We start from the raw sequence: 7181 nt of genomic DNA on the forward strand, positions 1-7181 counted from the left end.
GCATGCCTTGCAACATCGGTGATTTTTTATGAGCCATAGGACTGGCATGGCGTCCATTGTGCCGGCCTTGTCGGCACACCACATCCACGTGGCATACCAGGATCAGCCAGTGCTGGCCGGGTTGAGCCTGGATATTGCGCCGGGCAAGATTACTGCGCTGTGCGGCCCCAATGGATGTGGCAAAAGTACCTTGTTGCGCAGTCTGGCAGGCCTGCAGGCTCTGCAGCAGGGAGAGGTACGGGTGCAGGGACGGCCACTGGCCAGCTTCAAACGCCGGGTGCTGGCGCAGACGCTGACCATGCTGGCCCAGTTCAACCAGATACCCGAAGGGCTGACGGTGGCCGAACTGGTCGCCTACGGGCGTTATGCCTTCGGCTCCATGTTTTCAGGCCCCAGCAGCGCGGACCGTGCCAGCGTGGCGGACGCCTTGGCGGCCACGGGCTTGCAGGCATATGCCGACCGCCAGGTGGCGGCCTTGTCTGGTGGCGAGAGGCAGCGCGCCTGGATTGCCATGGCCTTGGCCCAGGAGTGCGGCATTCTGCTGCTGGACGAACCCACGACCTATCTGGACATCCACCACCAGATCGAAGTGCTGCGGGAGCTGCGCCGACTCAACCGCGAGCGTGGCCTGACGATTGTGTGGGTGCTGCACGAGCTGAACCAGGCTGCCGCCTTTAGCGACCATATCGTGCTGATGCGTGCCGGGCAGATATTGCACCAGGGCACGCCAGACGCCATGATCCGCCCGGCCTGTCTATCAGAAACCTTTGGTTTGCCGATGTTGCGGCTGGACCACCCTGAGAGTGGTGAGCCCGTGTGCTTACCTTCGTACGGCGGGTCCGCTGTGGCGCAGGCGCTTCAGCGTGCTGCATGACCGCGCAAACTCTGTCCTACCCCCGTTTGGGTTTGGGCTACCCCAGCCTGCTGGGGATGCTGGGCGTGTTGTGCACGCTGCTGCTTTCCGGTTTGCGCTTGGGGTCGGATGTGATGGCCTGGCTGCAGTCCGATACGGTGGCGCCTGCGGGGCAGATTGCGCATTTGCTGCTGTTTGATCTGAGGCTGCCCCGTGTGCTGGCGGCCTTGCTGGCAGGGGCTGCGCTGGCCTTGTCTGGGGTGCTATTCCAAGCGTTGACGCGCAATCCTTTGGCAGCGCCGGATTTATTGGGCGTCACCGGCGGTGCGCAACTGGGGGTGTTTGCCGCCATCATGCTGCCCGCCCTGGGCGGCGTGGCTTCCGTGCCGCTGCTGTTTGCCAGTGGTTTGCTGGGGGCCACTCTGGCGATGCTGACGGCGGGCGGTTGGCGGGCATCCCCTCTGCGCCTGGTACTGGCGGGTACGGCCTGTTCCTTGATGTTCGCCGCGGTGTCCACGGTGTTGCTGACCATTTTTGAGGATGACATTGCCAGTGTGGCCCTCTGGAGCAATGGTGTGCTGTACCAGCCTGGTGCCCAGGGTTTGCTGACGGTGCTGTGGTGGTTGTGCGTGCCGCTGGCAGTAGCGCCACTGCTGCTGCGTTCGCTGGAAGTGGCCGCATTGGGCGACGACGGTGCCCGCATGGTTGGCGTGCAGCTGCAGCCGCTGCGCTTCATCACCATGGTCGTCGCCACGCTGTTCGCAGCGGGCGCGATCAGTGTGGCCGGTCCCATGGGCTTCATCGGCTTGATCGCACCCAATATGCTGCGGGCCGCGGGCATTTACCGGCTGCAGCGCTTGCTGCCATTGGCTGCGCTGTGGGGCGGTGTGATTTTGTTGGCTGCAGACAGTGCGGTGCTGGCGTTGCACCTGGATGCCACCGTGTCGACCGGAGTGATGGTGGCTGTTGTGGGGACTCCGCTGCTGTTGGTGCTGATCCACCGCAACCGTGTCCTGGCTGGGGCCCAGGTAGAGCGCCCGCGTGCACTACGGTTCAAACCGTCCTTTGCGGGCTTTGTGGGGCTGTGCCTTGTCCTGCTACTGGCCATTGCCGGATGTGCTGTGGCTTATGGTGAGACTTGGTTGAGTCCAGCACGCTGGTGGGATGCTTTCTCCGGTCAGGACGCGGTTGCGGCGATGTTGGTGGACTTGCGTCTATTCCGCCTGTTGACAGCGATGATGGCAGGGGCCTTGCTGGCAGCGAGCGGGGCCTTATTGCAAAGCGTGGTGCGCAACCCGCTGGCTGGCCCCGAGGTTCTGGGCGTGACACAGGGGGCGGGTTTGGCGGTGCTGTTGGCACTGGTGGCCACGCCGATGTTGTCGCGCCCGTTGATGCTGGCTGCAGCGCTATCGGGCGGGGGAGTGGTTCTGACCATCACGCTGCTGTTGAACCGCCGCCATCGGCTGGCGGCATTGCCGGTGGCCTTGACCGGCATTGCGCTGGGGGGACTCTGTGTGGCGCTTTCACAGTGGCTGATGGTGGAAAACAGCGTGGAGCAAGCGCGTCTTCTGGTGTGGCTGGTGGGTGGCACCTATGGGCGCAGCGCTGCCGATGCCGTGGCCCTGCTGCCCTGGCTGGTGCTGGCGATTCCATTGGTGTATTTGCTCGTGCGGCCATTGGATTTGCTCATGCTGGGCGAGCAGAGTGCGGTGGCGCTCGGTGTACCCGTGGCCAGGCTGCGCTTGGTGGCGCTGGTGTTGGCAACCACGCTGGCCAGCGCCGCGGTGGCCAGTGTGGGGCCGGTTGTCTTCGTGGGTCTGGTAACGCCCCATTTTGCGAACTTGTTGGGTTTCCATGCCCATCACCAGCGTGTGCCGGCGGCCATGCTGTTGGGGGCTATTTTGTTGGGTCTGGCGGATGTTTTAGGTCGAACCTGGCTGGCACCGACCGAGGTACCCGCAGGGGCAATGACGGCTTTGATGGGAGCGCCGTATCTGCTGGGTATGCTGGCTTTCGGTAACCGCTCGCGTAGCCAGGGAGCACGTGCGTGACGTGCCTGGCAACCTTGCTACCGCCAGCATGTGCATCCGCTGGCCGGGCCGTCCATCTGAGGGACGACCGGGCCGGCCCAGGCCCAGGCCTGCGGGTACCCGTTAGCCACTTGGTTGAGCATCTACCTTTGCTGTTGGCGGCGATGCGACAGCACTACGACGGTGACAATGCGCGTGCGCTGCTGTCTCAGTGGAGCAAATACTATTTCAGCCTGGTAGTGCCTGCGGCCGTTGCGGCAGCGTTGGTATTGAAGCGGCCTCTGCGCATGCCCTGGGAGGACAGTGTGCTGTTGCTGCGCAATGGCATGCCGCAGGCCTTGTACCTGCCGACCAACGCCTTGGGCACCGTATCTGATCAGCCGGCCGTGCGCTACGCTTCGTTGTTTGTGGAGCACCTTACGCCATTGGTGGAGGCCTTGGCCGGCGCGGTACGGATGGCTCCGCGGGTACTGTGGAGCAACGTAGGCCATACCTTGGAATACGCTTTATCCACCGCCCTGGAAAGTTCACAAGCCCCGCTGGACCAGAGCTTCTTGCTGAATCGCGTGGAGTTTTTCGATACCGGGCTGCCCAACCCTTTGTGGCAGGTGATCCGTTACCTCAAACCCGATAACCCTGAGCTGCCCGACCCCTTGCGAGTGCGGCGCACGTGCTGCCTGCGCTATTTGCTACCCGGAGAAAAAATGCTGTGTTCCAGCTGCCCCATGTTGTTGACTCTTCCCGCACCTGCTGTCGCAGAACAGATGCGTTTGCTGCGTGCATGATGCGGGCGTTTTTTCTGACATTGCTGTGTTGGTGGGCAGGCACTGCGCTGGCTGCGGACGTGGTAGGCATGCGCAGTGCCGCGCTGCCACAGCAGCCGCAACGCATCGTGGTGCTGGAGTTCATGTTTGCGGAGTCGCTGGCGGTGCTGGATGTCACACCGGTCGGCATGGTGGACCCCAACCGTTACCGCGAATGGGTGGGCTATGACAAGGCCCGATTTATCCATGTGCCTGATATCGGTACGCGCCAGCAGCCCAGCCTGGAGGCCATTGCCCGTCTTAAACCCGATTTGATTGTGGGGCTTACCTTTCGGCATGCGGCTTTGTTTGATGCTTTGCAGCGTATCGCGCCAACGGTGCTGTTCAATCTTTACGCCAACGATATGCAGGTGAATCAGCTAGACCATGCTTTAAACATATTCGACCGCTTTGCGGAGCTTGTTGGCCGTGTCGAGGAAGGTAAGAAGGTGCGGCAGGCGGTGCAAGCGGCCTTGGTCAGTGACCGCGCGCGCCTGCTGGATGCAGGCTTAGGTGGCCAGCGCCTGGCTGTATTGCAGGAACTGGGCTTGCAGGATATGTATTGGAGCTACACCGCCAACAGCATGGCGGGTGGTGTGGCCCAGGCTTTGGGCGTCAAGCTGTGGCCGCATTGGCCTACCAAAGAGGGCACGACTTTTGTGTCCTCCGAAGATCTGCTGAAGCAGAGCGATTTGTCCGTGCTCTTGATCAGTGGGACCGGCCCCGAGGTCGGTATCGCGCAAAAGCTGACATCTCCCATTTGGCGCTTTGTACCGGCACGTACCTTGGGGCATATGGCGCTGATGCCGCGCAACATCTGGGGCTTTGCGGGCCCCATGTCGGCGGTGCAGCTGTCCCATCAAATGAGGGATGCGATGTTGCAGGCAGCAAGGGGTGTTTCCATCCCCGTGCAATGATCTGCATCTGCCGACAAGTTCTTGACCGCTCAGGCGGCAACAGGGATTGCTTCCTGGTGTGTGGTGGTTTCCATCACCCTACCGTTTTCCAGTTTGATGCAACGGTCTGCCAGGTGGAAGTAGCGGTCGTCGTGGGTTATGGCCAGTACTGCTTTGCCGCGAGCGGCCAGTTCCGGCAGCAGCTCCTGGTAGAACACGGCTTTGAACACCGGGTCCTGGTCTGCCGCCCATTCGTCGAACAGATAGAAGGGCCGGTCTTCCAGATACGCCACCACCAAAGCCAGCCGTTTGCGCTGGCCTTGGGAGAGTTCGCGGGTTGAGAAGGCGCCGTTGGTGATGCGCACTTTGTGGTCCAGATGCAGCTTGGTCAGCAGGGCATTGGCACGCGCATCCAGATCGTGTTGACCCGTGCCGATGCCCAGCAGCGACTCGAACAAATGGAAGTCTGAAAAGACCGCTGAAAACAGCTGCCGGTACTGTGCGCGGTTGGCGTCCGTAATGGCTTTGCCGTCCAGGCGGATGTCCGCACTTTCTGGCGCATACAGGCCCACAAGCAGTTTGGCCAAAGTGGTTTTTCCGCTGCCATTGCCGCCTACCAAAAAGGTCAGTTCGCCGGGTTTGAATTCCAGATCGATAGGGCCGAACTGGAATACGCCGTCTTCCTTTTCGCGGTAGTAGCGGTGCGTCAACCCCTGGATGCTCAGGCTCTGGAAGTGGGATATGGCGACTGCTGGCGTTTCGTTGTGCGCCTCGGGTAATTCCAGTAAAACGTCTTCGATGCGGTCCAGCGAAACGCGGGCCGCATTCAACGTGGGCAGGTTGTTCAGCAGGCCATCCAGCGGGATCAGCATGAACAGGAACACGATCACGTAGCCGGCCAGTACCTTGGCGTCTATTGCTGCAAACTGGCTGGGCAGGAAAATCACCACGCCCAAAAACACATAGAACAAAAACAGTATCCAGCCCACCCCGACTGCGTAGGAGGCAAACGCTTTTGTGCGGTGCTGGCGGACTGCATCGATTTCCGGGTTAAGTGACTCCCGCATGAAGCTGTTGACCCGCTCGTGGTGCAGCTTGAGCTCTTTGGCGCCGGTGAACAAGGCATTGAAGTAACCGAACAATCGGTCCTGGGCCAGGCCGGCGGCTTCCAGTGCCCGGATGGCCCGCACATCACCCATCCGGTAGCCCAGCGAACCTACCACCACTACCGCGCTGGCCAGTAAGAATACCGGCCAGGACAACCAGGCCAGATAGGCGAGGCAACCGGCAACGATGGAGCCGTGGATCAACAGATTGGGTAGCGCAAAGAACAGCATGGAGACATTGGTGGCGTCTTCAGTCACGATGGACTGTGCACGTGCCGCGCCCAGTGTTTCCAGGTCTCTGAATGCGGCATGGGCCACGCGTTGCGAAATATGTTCACGCATCTTGCCCATCGTGGTTTGGCTGAGGCGGGCAAACAGCACGCCGCTGACGATGCGACTCACCAAGGTGAGTACTGCCAATGCGGCGAAACGCCAAGCCAGCGCGGAAAGGCCTTCGGACGGGGCGGTGATGGCCTGGTTGATCAACGCTACCAGCGAGACGCTGGACAGCCCATTGACGATGCATGCCAGCATGGCCACGACCAAAGGCCAGCGTGAAAGATGGAGTAAGGAGAGCAGCAGTCGGGTCGCCGGCCGGCTCTTCTGGGATGGGGAGTTTTTCATGGAATTCACGAGAGTGGGCATCAGCCTATAGACGATTGAGCGCCGCAAATCATTAGCCCGTGCGGCACTAAAAATGTGCTTGCTTGGTTCGTCTTCACACTGTGCAGCCGTCATTTGGGCTGCGATACATGAGACGACACCATGATTGCGAGCGAGTTTGAGCAGCACCTTTCCTATTGGCGTGCGCATTGGAAGCAGGGGCATCCTGAATTGGTTTTGCCGTACGACAGGCCTCGCCCGACGCTGCCATCGCGCCTGATGCGGCGCCATGTCTTCACGTCAGATGTGCAGGTAGGGCGGGGTGGCGAACTAACCTTGCTGGCGGCTTTTTTGGCGATATTGCACCGCTATAGCGGCCAGGCGGATATTCGTATCGCGGTGCCCGGCGAGAAGGCTTTCTTGCTGTTGCAGGCCTCTCCTGTGGCGCAGCAATCTTTTGCAGATCTTCGGCAAGCGGTAGGCCTTGCCTTGGCGGCAAGTCGCGGCCACCCCATGCACTTGGATGTGCTTTGGCGAGCCATGGAAGGCGATCAGCAGGCCGCTGTGGTGCGCGTAGCCTTCTGTCCGTCTGGATGGCCTTTGTCTGCTGTGGAACCGTTTGACTGGGTGCTACAGACCGAGGAATATGCCGACGGCAAGCTAGCGTGCACGCTGGTCTACGCGTCCGAGCTATTCGAAGCGGCGACAGTAGAGCGCCTGGGCGAACACCTGCGCACCCTGCTGACCCACGCCAGCCAGGCCCCCCACACCCGGCTGGACCAACTGCGCCTGCTCAGCCCCACTGAGCTGCAGCAACAGCAGCACTGGAACACCGCAGCCCTGCACCCAAAGCCGTCAGCCTTCATCCCACTCCCCCAGGCCCTGGGCAC

At 61.4% G+C, this 7181-nt stretch carries 6 protein-coding genes; 5 read left to right on the forward strand and 1 reads right to left on the reverse strand.

Annotated features, from left to right (window positions below):
• The first annotated feature begins 28 nt into the window (after positions 1 to 28).
• The 4 genes from AC07O2_RS19075 (at position 29) to AC07O2_RS19090 (ending at position 4603) form a co-directional block, all read left to right on the forward strand.
• On the forward strand, positions 29 to 874 hold the full coding sequence (locus tag AC07O2_RS19075; protein WP_495077322.1) for an ABC transporter ATP-binding protein: 846 nt from the start codon (positions 29 to 31) through the stop codon (positions 872 to 874).
• Complete coding sequence (locus AC07O2_RS19080; RefSeq protein WP_495077323.1) at positions 871 to 2904, forward strand: iron ABC transporter permease; 2034 nt, start codon at positions 871 to 873, stop codon at positions 2902 to 2904. The genes AC07O2_RS19075 and AC07O2_RS19080 overlap by 4 nt, the downstream gene beginning before the upstream one ends.
• A complete protein-coding gene (gene fhuF, locus AC07O2_RS19085; RefSeq protein ID WP_495077324.1) occupies positions 2901 to 3668 on the forward strand; it encodes a siderophore-iron reductase FhuF in 768 nt (255 codons plus the stop codon). Before AC07O2_RS19080 ends, fhuF begins: the two co-directional genes overlap by 4 nt.
• 68 nt (positions 3669 to 3736) lie before the next feature.
• Positions 3737 to 4603 (forward strand): ABC transporter substrate-binding protein, encoded by an 867-nt coding sequence (locus AC07O2_RS19090; RefSeq protein ID WP_495077325.1) that lies wholly within the window; start codon positions 3737 to 3739, stop codon positions 4601 to 4603.
• A 29-nt stretch (positions 4604 to 4632) separates the two neighbouring features.
• On the opposite strand, the gene AC07O2_RS19095 is transcribed toward AC07O2_RS19090, so the two are convergent.
• Positions 4633 to 6312, reverse strand: coding sequence for a cyclic peptide export ABC transporter (locus tag AC07O2_RS19095; RefSeq protein ID WP_495077326.1), 1680 nt, complete (start codon positions 6310 to 6312; stop codon positions 4633 to 4635).
• A 141-nt stretch (positions 6313 to 6453) separates the two neighbouring features.
• On the opposite strand from AC07O2_RS19095, the gene AC07O2_RS19100 reads away from it, so the two are divergent.
• Positions 6454 to 7181 (forward strand): condensation domain-containing protein (locus AC07O2_RS19100; RefSeq protein WP_495077327.1); only part of this gene is annotated, 728 nt, incomplete at its 3' end.

Source organism: Rhodoferax sp. GW821-FHT10B06 (genome assembly GCF_059415605.1).

Excerpts from the sequence above, each read along its gene's own strand:
- AC07O2_RS19080 (WP_495077323.1), top strand. The coding sequence starts at position 871 with ATGACCGCGCAAACTCTGTCCTACCCCCGTTTGGGTTTGGGCTACCCC.
- AC07O2_RS19090 (WP_495077325.1), top strand. The coding sequence starts at position 3,737 with ATGCGCAGTGCCGCGCTGCCACAGCAGCCGCAACGCATCGTGGTGCTG.
- AC07O2_RS19075 (WP_495077322.1), top strand. The coding sequence starts at position 29 with ATGAGCCATAGGACTGGCATGGCGTCCATTGTGCCGGCCTTGTCGGCA.
- AC07O2_RS19095 (WP_495077326.1), bottom strand. The coding sequence starts at position 6,312 with ATGAAAAACTCCCCATCCCAGAAGAGCCGGCCGGCGACCCGACTGCTG.